The sequence below is a fragment of the Erwinia billingiae Eb661 genome (assembly GCF_000196615.1).
GTDB lineage: Bacteria > Pseudomonadota > Gammaproteobacteria > Enterobacterales > Enterobacteriaceae > Erwinia > Erwinia billingiae.
In genome coordinates this window covers 4,042,714-4,055,013 of record NC_014306.1, presented here as the reverse complement: position 1 = coordinate 4,055,013, position 12,300 = coordinate 4,042,714, and the positions used below count along the sequence as shown (strand labels likewise).

Annotated in this window: 14 protein-coding genes; 8 read left to right on the top strand and 6 right to left on the bottom strand. The window is 56.2% G+C overall.

Features of this window, described 5'->3' with window-relative positions; genetic code table 11:
* Positions 1–19: 19 nt before the first annotated feature.
* Positions 20–763 carry an SDR family oxidoreductase gene (locus EBC_RS19920; protein ID WP_013203654.1) on the top strand — a complete coding sequence of 248 codons (744 nt, stop codon included), beginning with the start codon at positions 20–22 and terminating at the stop codon, positions 761–763.
* Between the two features lie 47 nt (positions 764–810).
* On the opposite strand, the gene EBC_RS19915 is transcribed toward EBC_RS19920, so the two are convergent.
* The 4 genes from EBC_RS19915 to EBC_RS19900 all read right to left on the bottom strand — a co-directional run bounded on the left by EBC_RS19915 (position 811) and on the right by EBC_RS19900 (position 5,300).
* Complete coding sequence (locus EBC_RS19915) at positions 811–2,250, bottom strand: 6-phospho-beta-glucosidase (RefSeq protein WP_013203653.1); 1,440 nt, start codon at positions 2,248–2,250, stop codon at positions 811–813.
* Between the two features lie 56 nt (positions 2,251–2,306).
* Positions 2,307–3,815 carry a PTS transporter subunit EIIC gene (locus tag EBC_RS19910; RefSeq protein ID WP_013203652.1) on the bottom strand — a complete coding sequence of 503 codons (1,509 nt, stop codon included), beginning with the start codon at positions 3,813–3,815 and terminating at the stop codon, positions 2,307–2,309.
* 148 nt (positions 3,816–3,963) lie between these two features.
* Positions 3,964–4,692 carry a MurR/RpiR family transcriptional regulator gene (locus EBC_RS19905; RefSeq protein ID WP_013203651.1) on the bottom strand — a complete coding sequence of 243 codons (729 nt, stop codon included), beginning with the start codon at positions 4,690–4,692 and terminating at the stop codon, positions 3,964–3,966.
* On the bottom strand, positions 4,692–5,300 hold the full coding sequence (locus EBC_RS19900; protein ID WP_013203650.1) for an HD domain-containing protein: 609 nt from the start codon (positions 5,298–5,300) through the stop codon (positions 4,692–4,694). The genes EBC_RS19905 and EBC_RS19900 overlap by 1 nt, the downstream gene beginning before the upstream one ends.
* 261 nt (positions 5,301–5,561) lie before the next feature.
* On the opposite strand from EBC_RS19900, the gene trhA reads away from it, so the two are divergent.
* Positions 5,562–6,215, top strand: coding sequence for a PAQR family membrane homeostasis protein TrhA (gene trhA / locus EBC_RS19895; RefSeq protein WP_013203648.1), 654 nt, complete (start codon positions 5,562–5,564; stop codon positions 6,213–6,215).
* 40 nt (positions 6,216–6,255) lie between these two features.
* On the opposite strand, the gene ygfZ is transcribed toward trhA, so the two are convergent.
* Entirely contained in the window at positions 6,256–7,239 is a 984-nt protein-coding gene (gene ygfZ, locus EBC_RS19890; protein WP_013203647.1) for a tRNA-modifying protein YgfZ, read from the bottom strand.
* Positions 7,240–7,263: 24 nt separating this feature from the next.
* On the opposite strand from ygfZ, the gene EBC_RS25850 reads away from it, so the two are divergent.
* From EBC_RS25850 to EBC_RS19880, 3 genes are read left to right on the top strand one after another with little or no spacing between them, the layout of a single operon-like run.
* Positions 7,264–7,437 (top strand): hypothetical protein, encoded by a 174-nt coding sequence (locus tag EBC_RS25850; RefSeq protein WP_157868033.1) that lies wholly within the window; start codon positions 7,264–7,266, stop codon positions 7,435–7,437.
* 19 nt (positions 7,438–7,456) lie between these two features.
* The gene (sdhE, locus tag EBC_RS25235) at positions 7,457–7,723 is read left to right on the top strand and encodes an FAD assembly factor SdhE (RefSeq protein WP_013203646.1); all 267 of its coding nucleotides are present in this window, start codon (positions 7,457–7,459) and stop codon (positions 7,721–7,723) included.
* The gene (locus EBC_RS19880; protein ID WP_041692112.1) at positions 7,704–8,102 is read left to right on the top strand and encodes a protein YgfX; all 399 of its coding nucleotides are present in this window, start codon (positions 7,704–7,706) and stop codon (positions 8,100–8,102) included. The genes sdhE and EBC_RS19880 overlap by 20 nt, the downstream gene beginning before the upstream one ends.
* 89 nt (positions 8,103–8,191) lie before the next feature.
* Here the strand turns inward: EBC_RS19880 and fldB are convergent, their stop codons facing one another.
* Entirely contained in the window at positions 8,192–8,710 is a 519-nt protein-coding gene (fldB, locus tag EBC_RS19875; protein ID WP_013203644.1) for a flavodoxin FldB, read from the bottom strand.
* A 98-nt stretch (positions 8,711–8,808) separates the two neighbouring features.
* On the opposite strand from fldB, the gene xerD reads away from it, so the two are divergent.
* From xerD to recJ, 3 genes are read left to right on the top strand one after another with little or no spacing between them, the layout of a single operon-like run.
* Complete coding sequence (gene xerD, locus EBC_RS19870; RefSeq protein ID WP_013203643.1) at positions 8,809–9,702, top strand: site-specific tyrosine recombinase XerD; 894 nt, start codon at positions 8,809–8,811, stop codon at positions 9,700–9,702.
* A 51-nt stretch (positions 9,703–9,753) separates the two neighbouring features.
* Positions 9,754–10,458, top strand: a complete 705-nt coding sequence (gene dsbC / locus EBC_RS19865) for a bifunctional protein-disulfide isomerase/oxidoreductase DsbC (RefSeq protein ID WP_013203642.1) — start codon at positions 9,754–9,756, stop codon at positions 10,456–10,458.
* A gap of 5 nt (positions 10,459–10,463) precedes the next feature.
* Complete coding sequence (gene recJ / locus EBC_RS19860; protein ID WP_013203641.1) at positions 10,464–12,182, top strand: single-stranded-DNA-specific exonuclease RecJ; 1,719 nt, start codon at positions 10,464–10,466, stop codon at positions 12,180–12,182.
* The last annotated feature ends 118 nt before the right edge of the window (positions 12,183–12,300 follow it).

Here is a 12,300-nt window from a genome sequence, read left to right as displayed (position 1 = left end):
TTTTTATGGGAGTGAAGTGATGAAAACGGCTTTAGTGACCGGCGGTGGACGCGGCATCGGCAGAGAAACGTCGCTGTTGCTGGCGCAGCGGGGATATCAGGTTGCGGTGAATTATCATCAGAACGCGGCGGCGGCAGAAGAGGTGGTGACGTTAATCACACGGCAGGGCGGACAGGCATTCAGCGTGCAGGCGGATATTGCGCAAGAGCAGCAGGTGGAAGCTATGTTTGCGCTGATCGACCGCCAACCGGGCACGCTGACCGCGCTGGTCAACAATGCCGGCATTCTCTTTCAGCAGACCACGCTGGAGCAGCTGACCGCAGAGCGCATCAACCGGGTGTTTGCCACCAACGTCACCGGCTGTTTTATCTGCTGTCGCGAAGCGGTAAAACGCATGGCGCTGAATCATGGCGGGCAGGGCGGTGCGATCGTCAACGTCTCGTCGGCAGCTTCCCGCTTGGGCGCGCCCGGCGAATACGTCGATTACGCGGCGTCGAAAGGGGCGATGGATACGCTGACTAAAGGTCTTTCGCTGGAAGTGGCGGCGCAAGGTATCCGGGTAAACTGCGTCCGGCCGGGCTTTATCTACACCGAGATGCATGCCGACGGCGGCGAGCCAGGCCGGGTTGATCGGGTGGCGTCGGCGATCCCGATGAAGCGTGGCGGTCATCCTGAGGAGATCGCCCAGGCCATTTGCTGGCTGCTAAGCGATGAGGCCTCCTATATCACCGGCACCTTTATTGATGCCGCCGGTGGGCGCTAACTGAAGGCCGGGGTGAACCGCTAACGATCCACCCCGGCGATTTACCGTCAGAGCTTTTCACCCTGGCTGGCAATCACCTGCTGATACCAGCCGAAGCTCTTCTTCTTCGAACGTTTCAGGGTGCCGCTGCCGTCATCGTTTTTATCAACATGGATAAAGCCGTAACGTTTGCTGTACTGGCCGGTAGTAAAGGACACGCAGTCAATGCAGCCCCACGGCGTGTAGCCCATCAGCTCGACGCCATCGTAGAACACCGCCAGCTTCATCTGTTCGATATGCGCTTTCAGATAGGCAATGCGATAGTCATCGTTGATCTGCCCATCGGCTTCCGGCTTATCGATGGCACCAAAGCCGTTTTCAACAATAAACAGCGGTTTCTGGTAACGCTCGTACAGCGCGGCCAGCGAGTAGCGTAGCCCCACCGGATCAATCTGCCAGCCCCAGTCAGACGCCTTCACATGCGGATTCGGCACGCTGCCCTCAAAGCCGGAAACCGCGCTGCCGGTGCCTTCGGCGTTGGCCTGCACCGCGTTGCTCATGTAATAGCTCAGGCCGATATAATCCGCACAGCCTTCACGCAGCACCTGTTCATCTTCATTCTCCATCTCAATATGATATCCCTTGCGGGCCCACTCGTTGAGGATGTAGGACGGGTAGTAGCCGCGCATATGCACATCGCCAAACAGATAGCGTTCGCGCATCGCTTCCTGCGCCAGCATCACGTCATCGGGATGGCAGGAGAAGGGATAGAGCGGCACCATGGCAATCATGCAGCCTATCTGCAGATCGGGATTAATGTTGTGACCGAGGCTGACCACTTTGGCGCTGGCGACAAACTGGTGATGCAGCACCTGGTACATGGCCTGCTCAGGCTGGGGATGGTCGGTAAATACCACGCCTGAACAGCAGTAACCAAACAGCGGATACTTCCAGTTGCGCTGGTTATTGATCTCGTTAAAGGTCATCCAGTACTTCACTTTATTTTTGTAGCGCTCCAGCACCACCTCACTGAAACGCACAAAAAAATCCACCACTTTGCGATTAAGCCAGCCGCCGTACTCTTTCACCAGGTGATAAGGCATTTCAAAGTGGGAAAGGGTGATCACCGGTTCGATATTGTGCTTCAGCAGTTCATCAAACAGGTCGTCATAAAATTGCAGACCGGCCTCGTTGGGCTGCTGTTCGTCGCCGTTGGGGAAGATGCGCGTCCAGGCAATCGAGGTGCGGAAGCATTTGAACCCCATCTCGGCAAACAGGGCGATATCGTCTTTATAGTGCGAGTAAAACTCGACGGCCTGGTGATTCGGGTAGCTGTAGCCGTCCAGCACGCCGTCGGTCATCACCCGATCGACGCCATGCGCACCGCCGGAAAGTACATCCGCAATGCTGACGCCTTTGCCGCCCTGATCCCAACCGCCTTCAACCTGATGCGCGGCAACCGCGCCTCCCCACAGAAAATCTGCTGGTAACTGCTGATGTTTGCTCATCAATCCCGTCCTTTTGGTAAATGTATGCTGTCGGGCGGCGAGCGCCGCCCGTTGAATCAGGCTTTGGCTGGCTTGAGCGGCGCGGGGTCAACCACCACCGGCTGCTCCTTGAACCCGGCAAACCAGGTAAATACCACGCCAAGCACAAAGGCGATGCTTATCGACATCAGGAAGCCAATAAACTGGGGCATATGGCCCTCTTTAAAGAACACCGGCAGCACGGCGATGCCCGGCAGGCAATAGCTCCACGACACGGCGTTAAAGAAGCCCGCCACCGAGCCGCCAATCGCGCCGGCCAGACAGCCGCAAATCATTGGACGTTTCAGCCTGAGTGCCACGCCATACAAGGCCGGTTCGGTAATGCCAAACAGCGCGGTCAGTCCGGCAGAAAGCGAAACGCGCTTCATCTCCATATCGCGGGTTTTCAGCCAGACGCCAAAGGTGGCGCCCGCCATGGCGAACACGGCTGAAGCCTGCAGGCCGGTGAAGGTGTCATAACCCAGCGTGGCATAATTGCCGACCGTTACCGGGGTAATGCCCCAGTGCACGCCCAGCGTCACCAGCGGCATCCACACCGCGCCCACCACGAAGCCGGCAATCACCGGACTGAGGGAATACAGGGTGTTATAAACGCCACCAATGGCGCCGCCAATCGCATTGCCAATCGGGCCGAAGGCCAGCAGCGTCAACGGCACCATAATCGCGATGCAGAACATTGGCGTGAACAGGTTGCGGATCACCAGCGGCAGGATGCGTTCAAAGAAATGCTGGATATAGGACATGATCCACACCATCAGGATGATCGGGATCACCGAGGCGGTATAACTGAGGTACTTAACAGGGATGCCGAAGAAATCCAGCGGCGCGGCGTTAACCGGCACGCCCGCCACCTCCGCCAGGATCTTCACCATTTCCGGGTTACCGACAGCCTCTTTCATCAGCTGTTGCAGGGCCGGATCCGCCGAGTTAGCCAGCAGAATTTTATTGGCGGTCAGCATGTTCATATAGTCCGGGCTGACCAGCGCACAGGCGGCAATCACCGCGGTGAAAGGATTGACGTTGAATTTCTTCGCGGCGGTAAAGGCCACCATCACCGGTAAAAAGGTGAAGCCCGTCCAGGAGACGAAGTTAAGAATGCGATAGGCGCCGCTGGCCTGATCCATCCAGCCAAGGGCGGTGACCAGCGACAAAATTCCCTGCAACACGCCGCAGGCGGCAAGTGGATAGAGGAAGGGCGCGAAGATGCTGGAGATGATATCCATCAGGCGGCTGACCAGCCCGACGTTGGGTGCAGAGACCGGCGCATTCTCATCAACGCTGACCAACTTCAACACTTCCTGATAGGCGTCGCCGACGTGATTGCCAATCACCACCTGAAGCTGACCGCCCGCTTCAATAACGGTAATGACCCCTTTAACCCGTTTTAATTGATCCTTATTAACCTTCGCGCCATCTTTTAATATAAATCGTAATCGGGTAGCGCAATGTGTGACATTGATCACATTGTCATTGCCGCCAATCAACGCGACAATTTCCACTGCAGACTGAGCATAATTCAACGCCATGTCTTACTCCTCGGTAGGGTACCTTTGCTCCTGACTGGAGTCACAGGTTTATTATTATTACCGCGAGTTTAACAAGGAAACGAATATTGTCACGATATAACAAATCACCGGCGATGTGATTTGTCACATGAAAAAAACAGGGCGTTTTTTATTTCAGTTTACTGGCCAGTCTGCGGCCAATAGTTTCCAGAATATAGATCACCGGCACCTGCGTGGTGACGTCATACTCGCCGGAGACCAGCAGCTGTGGCATATGATAGGAGAGGTTAAAGTCTGCCATCTTCGCCAGCGACGAATTGTCATTATTAGTGATCGAGATCACCTGACACTGATGCAAACTAAACTGGCTGGCAAGACGTAATATTTCCGGCGTTTCGCCAGATACCGATAATATAATGGCGACGGCATCCTTATACATATCGCTATTAACCGGATAGTAAGGGTCATCGATATAATTACTGAACTTGCCGACGTTGGAAAAGAAGCGCGCGCCATATTTCCCCAGGGTTCCTGAGGTGCCTGCACCGACGAAAATGATCCTTTCCGCCCGGACCAGATGTTTTACCGCCTGATCAATTAAGCTTTCGAACTCTTCATTGTTAATGCTTTTAAAAAAGCTGACGATTTCACTGACGCCGGAATAACCCGGTTGCTGCTGTTCCTGCTCAAGATAGAGCTTAAAACGGATGCGAAATTCGGAATAGCCATCGCAATTCATTTTGCGGCAAAAGCGCAGCACCGTGGTGGTGGACACCTGTGCGGCATCAGACAGCTCGCGAATGGTCATATACATGACCTTATCGCGATTCTTAATGGCGAAATTATACACCTGCAGTTCCAGGCTATTGAGGGTGGCCAGGTTATGGTGGGTAAACATTACAGCAGCCAGCCTTGTTGCTGCGCGCGATGCAGATGCTGCTTCAGGTGTCCCCACAGCGTCGGCCACTGTTGGGCAATCACCGCATTGCGGCTGACCACCTGTTCCAGGCGAATGCCGTTTTCCTTCCAGCTTTGGCCCTGATTGTGCAGGTTCTGGATAATCGGCAGCGCACGATCAAGCATATTGGCGAAGCGTGCATCAGCCGTCTCGCCCGCTTCATACTCGTCCCAGAGCGCGCGGAACCGATCGCGCTGCGCTGGCGGTAACAGGGCGAAGATGCGATCGGCGGCGGCCACTTCCTGCGCGTGAATGGCTTCGCGGGCGGCCAGGTCATACACCAGCACATCACCGGCATCAATCTCCACCACATCATGCAGCAGCGCCATCTGCACCACGCGCTGCACGTCGACCGGAAAACCGCAATACGGCGCAAGGCTCATCGCCGCCACCGCCAGATGCCAGCTGTGTTCAGCCGAGTTTTCATGACGATCCGTGCCAATCACTCGGGTGCGCCTTTCAACGCTTTTCAACTTATCCAGTTCCATTAAAAATTGAAAAACGTCTGTCATTTCACCGAAATCTACTGCGGATACGCTCTCTGACATGGCTGGCCTCTTCACTTCCCTGATAAAAAATTTGGCAACCAGTGTAAGACAAAGCGTGAGGGAGGTCTTTCCTAAAAATGGGCGTTACACCGCATCACCGTTTATTTTTAGGCTTACATGTGTACTCTGAAATTATTCTCAGTTACTCTGTTTCTGCTCATTTTTCGGGCGCACTGGCCGATAACCCGTTTAATGAAAGACGGTGAGAGCCCCGTTAAGAAAGGATTTCAGGCCCGTTGCGGGCAGGGAGAAAACATATTTATGAGTAACAAGACTCTGATGGCTGAGGGCTATTCGCTGGCTGAAGAAGTAGCGAACAGCATCAGTCATGGCATTGGTTTAATCTTCGGGATTGTGGGCCTGGTGCTCCTGCTGGTTCAGGCCGTCGCCATGCAGGCTTCGCCTGTGGCGATTACCAGCTACAGCCTGTATGGCGGCAGCATGATCCTGCTGTTCCTCGCGTCCACGCTTTATCATGCCATCCCCAATCCGCGCGCCAAATTCTGGCTGAAACGGCTGGATCACTGCGCGATTTATATCCTGATTGCCGGCACCTATACGCCATTCCTGCTGGTCGGCCTGAATTCGCCGCTGGCGCACGGCATGTTAGTGGTGATCTGGAGCCTGGCGCTGATCGGCGTGCTGTTTAAGCTGGCGTTTGTTCACCGTTTTGAAGCGTTGTCAGTCATCACCTATCTGATGATGGGCTGGCTGTCGCTGGTGGTGGTTTATCAGCTGGCGATGAAGCTGTCGGCGGGCGGGATTTGGCTGCTGGCCATCGGCGGGATTATCTATTCGCTCGGGGTCATTTTCTTCGTCTCGAAGCGTATTCCTTACAACCACGCTATCTGGCACGGGTTTGTGCTGGGCGGCAGCGTCTGCCACTTCCTGGCAATTTATTTCTACGTGATGTGAAAAAGGGGCCGAATGGCCCCTTTTACTTAGTTCACAACTGCTATTCGGTCAGAGAATAGGGCAGCGGCTGAATCGCCAGCTTGCCGCCTTCATCACCCTGCACGCGCAGTTCGGTGTCAGGTTCCAGATCGTTATTCAATACCGCCTGAACCCAGACCTCGCCATTGTCTAACTGACAGGCAGTCAGAATAGTGCCGGTCCGACGCCAGTTTTCACCCAGCTTCATTTCCAGCGCGTCGTTGGCAGCCGGAACACGTCCTGCCGCACCCGCCAGCCAGTAAAGCGCGCGCTTATTGGCACCGCGGAATTTAGCGCGAGCCACCATTTCCTGCCCGGTATAGCAGCCTTTCTTAAAGCTGATGGCGTCCAGTGCCTGCAGGTTAGTGGCCTGCGGAATAAACTGCGCGCTGGTTTCGGCATCAATCACCGGCAGACCGGCTTCAATATTCAACGCCAACCACTGCGTGCTGTCATTGAGCTGCGCTTCGCCTTCCAGTCCTTTCCGCACCGCGTCGGCTTTTTCGCGGCTGGTCACCAGCAGGAAACGTTCCGCAGGCGCGGCAAACCACAGCAGCGTTGTGTCGTCCTGTTGGATAACCGGGTTTTCTGCGTCCGGCAGCGCGGTAAAGAAACCGCTCAGCGCCGAACGCGCCTGGAAACCGGCCACGCCAAGCAGCACCGCTTCGTCATCCGGCTGGATGGCCACTTTGGCGAACACCGCATATTTCTTCAGTTCGGTGATCTGGTTGTCACGCAGGCTGCGGCGCTCCAGATAGGCCAGACCTTCGCCACGATGGAACAGACGCAGGTTGCTCCACATTTTCCCTTTGGCATCGCAGTGGGCGGCAGGCAGATGGCCATTGCTGGCCAGCGCAGCAACATCCAGCGTCACCTGGCCTTGCAGATAGCTAACGCGATCGGCACCGGTCACCGTGACCAGCGCCCACTCTTCTAAAGAGATCAGCGTAAGCGGCAGGCGTGAAGAGGCCGTGGGATGACGGGGTGGGAAAGAGAGTGTCGGCATGATTCCATCCTGAATGTGGGAGCTATGCTGTTCATGTTAAAAGAGCCCACTGGCATTGCAACCAGTTTTCTGGAAACGAGGCACAAATCGCGTGATAACCCTGCAACAGATGCGACTGCTTTGCGCACCCGCCCGCATGCCGATCACGACGGCATCAACATCAGCGGAAAAAAGCGCTACACTAGCCGCCATGTTTGACTGACTGACGATGGATAAAATGGATATTAGTAACAGAGCACGGGTTCACTGGGCGTGCCGCCGTGGCATGCTTGAACTGGATATCGCCATCATGCCGTTCTTCAAGTTTGAGTACGATACGCTGGACGACAATGACAAACAGCAGTTCGTGCGTCTGCTCGAAAGCCCCGATCCTGACCTCTTTAACTGGCTGATGAATCACGGTGAGCCGGATGATGCTGAGCTGAAGCGGATAGTCAATTTGATCCAACAGCGAAATCAGCAACGTGGCCCTGTGGCACTCTGATTTACGGATCTCATGGCGTGCCCAGTGGATTTCTCTGTTGCTGCACGGCGTGGTGATCCTTGCGCTGTTACTCGCGCCCTGGCCTGCCAGTTTCACCCTGGTGTGGATGCTGCTGCTGACGCTGGTGGTGTTTGAATGCGTGCGCAGCCAGCGGCGGATCCGCGGTCGTGAAGGCGTGATTTCGCTGCTTGAGCATCAGCAAATGCAGTGGCGGCAGAAGCGCTGGCAGATTTGTGGCCGCCCGTGGATGACCCGACAGGCGATTTTCCTGAAATTAAGCTCAGCGAAAGGCGAGAAGGAAAAACTGTGGTTGTGCCGCGACAGCATGGATGAAGGCGACTGGCGGGCATTGCGTCAGCAGTTGCTGACGCCGGGCTAACAGACTATAGCTGTTCGACCATTACAGCGATTCGACCATTACAGCGATTCGACCATTACAACGCTCCGGCCATTATAGCGATTCGACCATTACAGCGATTCGACCATTTCGGTCAGGATCTGCTCGCACCACTGGGCAATGCGTTCATCGGTGGCATCAAACTGATTGATGTCATCGAGCGCCAGCCCGACAAAGTGGCTGCCGTCTGAGGTCAGCGGTTTTTTGCTGGTGAACTCATAGCCTTCATTCGGCCAGTACCCCACAAACTTCACGCCTGATGGCATCAGCACGTCATGCAGCATGCCCAGCGCATCAAGGAACCACTCGCTGTATTCGCCCTGATCGCCCATTCCATAAAGCGCCACGACTTTGCCCTGCAGATTCAGCGCAGGCAGCTCGGTCCAGATTGCCTCCCAGTCTTCCTGCAACTCGCCGAAATCCCATGTTGGGATGCCGAGGATCAGCATATCGTACTGCTCCATCAGCTGCGGAGCGTCATCCTTCAGATTGTGCAGGGTAACAAGGTCTTCGCCAATAAAATCGCGGATCTTCTCAGCTGCCATTTCGGTGTAACAGGTGCTGGAACCATAAAAAAGCCCGATATTCATATCTGATAACTCAATTTACTTGGTGCAATGGCGCAGATTATATCAGAATTGAGCCTCTGCGGCGCAGTCAGCGACCGCAGCCAGCAAAAGGGGAAGAGGTGCAGGACAGCGATCTGATTGAGCAATTTCTGGATGCCTTGTGGATAGAGCGCAATCTGGCTGAGAATACCGTGGCGTCTTACCGGCTGGATTTACTGTCTCTGGCGGGGTGGCTACAGCACAATGAATCAAATTTGCTGCGAGTCGATGCCGTCGATTTGCAGGGCTTCCTCGCGGAAAGAGTGGAGGGCGGTTATAAAGCCACCAGTTCGGCTCGCCTCTTGAGCGCCATGCGCCGGCTGTTTCAGTATCTCTATCGTGAGAAACTGCGCGAAGACGATCCCAGCGCGCTGCTGGCTTCCCCTAAACTCCCTCAGCGTTTGCCGAAAGACCTGAGCGAAGCACAAATTGACCGGCTGTTGCAGGCGCCAAGCGTTGAACAGCCGATTGAGCTGCGCGATAAAGCCATGCTGGAACTGCTGTATGCCACCGGCTTGCGCGTGACGGAACTGGTGAGCCTGACGCTTAACAACGTCAGCCTGCGGCAGGGCGTAGTGCGGGTGATTGGCAAGGGTGACAAAGAACGGCTGGTGCCGCTGGGCGAAGAAGCGGTGCACTGGATTGAGCAATATCTGGAGTACGGCAGGCCCTGGCTACTGAACGGCCAGACGCTGGATGTGCTGTTCCCCAGCAGCCGCGCGCAGCAGATGACGCGGCAAACTTTCTGGCATCGCATTAAACATTACGCCACACTGGCAGGGATCGACAGCGCGAAGCTTTCGCCTCACGTATTGCGCCATGCTTTTGCCACGCATCTGCTGAACCACGGGGCGGATCTGCGCGTCGTGCAGATGCTTTTGGGGCACAGCGATCTCTCCACTACCCAAATTTATACGCATGTTGCCACCGAGCGGCTGCGTCAGTTACATCAACAGCATCATCCGCGGGCCTGACCTGGCGGAGTGAATAAACGGCCCGCGAATGAGGCCCTTAAAGGACAAACGATGAAAAAGCCTTACCTGGTACTTTCTCTGCTGATCGCCGCCATTAGCGGTGTGGCACACGCAGACGATGCCGCCATTCAGCAATGGCTGAAGAAATTGGGTCTGCAGCAGACTGAAATCCAGCCTTCCCCTTTGCCAGGCATGAAAACCGTGCTGACCGAGAGCGGCGTGCTCTACGTGACCGAAGACGGCAAGCAGTTTATTCAGGGGCCGCTGTATGATGTCAGCGGTGGCCAGCCGGTCAACGTCACCAATAAGCTGCTGGAGAAGAAAGTCGAGGCGTTGAGCGAGCAGATGATCGTTTACAAAGCGCCAAAAGAGCAGCATGTGATTACGGTGTTCACCGATATCACCTGTGGCTACTGCCGCAAGCTGCACTCACAGATGGCTGACTATAACGCGCTGGGGATCACCGTCCGTTACCTCGCTTTCCCACGTGAAGGGATGAATGGCCAGGTGGCGAAAAACATGGAATCCGTCTGGTGTGCTGCCGATCGTAAAAAGGCCTTCACCACCGCGATGAACGGCGGCGAAGTGTCACCGATTGATTGCAAAATCGACCTGTCTCAGCACTACAAGCTGGGGATCCTGTACGGCATCCAGGGCACGCCAGCCATTCTGTTGCAGAACGGCATGATGATCCCTGGTTATCAGGGGCCGCAGGAAATGAAACAGCTGCTTGATAGCCAGAAAGCGGGTGGCTAATCGTTTTGACTAGCCCAACCGAACTCCGCCGCCGCCAGGCGGTGGAAGGAGCCGAGCTCCCTGACGAACTCCATCCTCTGCTTCGCCGTCTGTATCTGCACCGGGGTGTTCTGCAAGCGGCTGAACTGGAGCGCGGGGCAAAAAATCTGCACCCGTTCCATTCCCTGTCCGGCATTGAGCGCGCTGCTGAAATCCTGCAAAAAGCCCTCGCCGATAACCTGTGCATAATGATTGTCGGAGATTTTGATGCCGATGGCGCCACCAGCACCGCGTTGACGGTGCTGGCGCTGCGCAGCATGGGCGGCCGCAACATCAAATACCTGGTGCCTAACCGTTTTGACGATGGTTACGGCCTGAGTCCGGAAGTGGTTGAGCAAGCGGCAGCGCGGGGCGCGCAGTTAATCGTCACCGTGGATAACGGCATCTCTTCCCATGCTGGCGTGGATCTGGCGCATGAGAAGGGGATTTCGGTGGTGATCACCGATCACCACCTGCCTGGCGAAACGCTGCCGGCGGCGGAAGCGATCGTTAACCCGAATCTGGAAGACTGCGCGTTTCCGTCCCGCTCGCTGGCGGGCGTTGGCGTGGCCTTTTACCTGATGCTGGCGTTGCGTGCGCGTCTGCGCGACAGCGGCGTTGAAGTGCTGCCGAACCTGGCCGAGCTGCTGGATTTGGTCGCGCTGGGCACGGTTGCCGACGTGGTGCCGCTGGATGCCAACAACCGCATTCTGGTCTGGCAGGGCTTAAGCCGTATCCGCGCCGGAAAATGCCGTGCCGGCATTAAGGCGCTGCTGGAGATTGCTAACCGCGATCCCCGCCAGCTCGCCGCCAGTGATTTAGGTTTTGCGCTGGGGCCACGGCTGAATGCGGCGGGCAGGCTGGACGATATGTCGGTCGGCGTGGCGCTGCTGCTGAGTGAAGACATTGCGCAAGCGCGGATGCTGGCCAGCGAGCTGGATGCGTTAAACCAGACGCGCAAAGAGATTGAGCAGGGAATGCAGACCGAAGCGCTGGCCCTGTGCGATGCGCTGGAAAGCAAAGACGAAGCGCTGCCACTGGGCATCGCCATGTATCACCCGGAATGGCATCAGGGCGTGGTCGGCATTCTGGCCTCGCGGCTGAAAGAGCGTTTCCACCGTCCGGTGATTGCCTTTGCTCCTTCCGGCGACGGCACGCTAAAAGGTTCCGGTCGTTCCATCGCCGGGCTGCATATGCGCGATGCGCTTGAGCGGCTGGATACGCTGCACCCCGGATTGATCATCAAGTTTGGTGGCCATGCAATGGCGGCCGGACTGTCGCTGGAAGAGGCGAATTTTGATCGGTTCCGTCAGCACTTTGGCGATCTGGTGGGTGAATGGCTGGATGCGGAAGCGCTGCAGGGCGTGGTCTGGTCCGATGGTGAACTGATGGCGCAGGAGCTGACGCTTACCACCGCAGAACTGCTGCGTGAAGCGGGTCCGTGGGGACAGGCGTTCCCGGAACCGCAGTTCGACGGTAAATTTAAGCTGATCCAGCAGCGTCTGGTTGGCGAGCGTCACCTTAAGGTGATGATCGAACCGCTGGGCGGCGGCCCGTTGCTGGATGGTATCGCCTTTAATATCGACACCACCCAGTGGCCGGACCCGAGCGTCAGGCAGGTTGAGCTGGCTTACAAACTGGACATCAACGAGTTTCGCGGCAACCGCAGCGTGCAGCTGATCATCGATCATCTCTGGCCGCTGTAAACACCGACACCGGCCAGCGGCAAATTTCCTCCCGCTGGCCGAAATTGCCGCCTCTTCAGCGCTACAATCCGCAGGCAAATTCGGTTAAACTGCTTAGTTACATTCATGTCCTTAAAAG

What these genes read in the sequence shown, in the direction of transcription:
- EBC_RS25850 (WP_157868033.1), top strand. Translation starts at nt 7,264, where the DNA reads ATGCTGTTCATGTTAAAAGAGCCCACTGGCATTGCAACCAGTTTTCTG.
- ygfZ (WP_013203647.1), bottom strand. Translation starts at nt 7,239, where the DNA reads ATGCCGACACTCTCTTTCCCACCCCGTCATCCCACGGCCTCTTCACGC.
- trhA (WP_013203648.1), top strand. Translation starts at nt 5,562, where the DNA reads ATGAGTAACAAGACTCTGATGGCTGAGGGCTATTCGCTGGCTGAAGAA.
- fldB (WP_013203644.1), bottom strand. Translation starts at nt 8,710, where the DNA reads ATGAATATCGGGCTTTTTTATGGTTCCAGCACCTGTTACACCGAAATG.
- EBC_RS19920 (WP_013203654.1), top strand. Translation starts at nt 20, where the DNA reads ATGAAAACGGCTTTAGTGACCGGCGGTGGACGCGGCATCGGCAGAGAA.
- EBC_RS19905 (WP_013203651.1), bottom strand. Translation starts at nt 4,692, where the DNA reads ATGTTTACCCACCATAACCTGGCCACCCTCAATAGCCTGGAACTGCAG.
- dsbC (WP_013203642.1), top strand. Translation starts at nt 9,754, where the DNA reads ATGAAAAAGCCTTACCTGGTACTTTCTCTGCTGATCGCCGCCATTAGC.
- sdhE (WP_013203646.1), top strand. Translation starts at nt 7,457, where the DNA reads ATGGATATTAGTAACAGAGCACGGGTTCACTGGGCGTGCCGCCGTGGC.
- EBC_RS19910 (WP_013203652.1), bottom strand. Translation starts at nt 3,815, where the DNA reads ATGGCGTTGAATTATGCTCAGTCTGCAGTGGAAATTGTCGCGTTGATT.
- EBC_RS19900 (WP_013203650.1), bottom strand. Translation starts at nt 5,300, where the DNA reads ATGTCAGAGAGCGTATCCGCAGTAGATTTCGGTGAAATGACAGACGTT.
- EBC_RS19915 (WP_013203653.1), bottom strand. Translation starts at nt 2,250, where the DNA reads ATGAGCAAACATCAGCAGTTACCAGCAGATTTTCTGTGGGGAGGCGCG.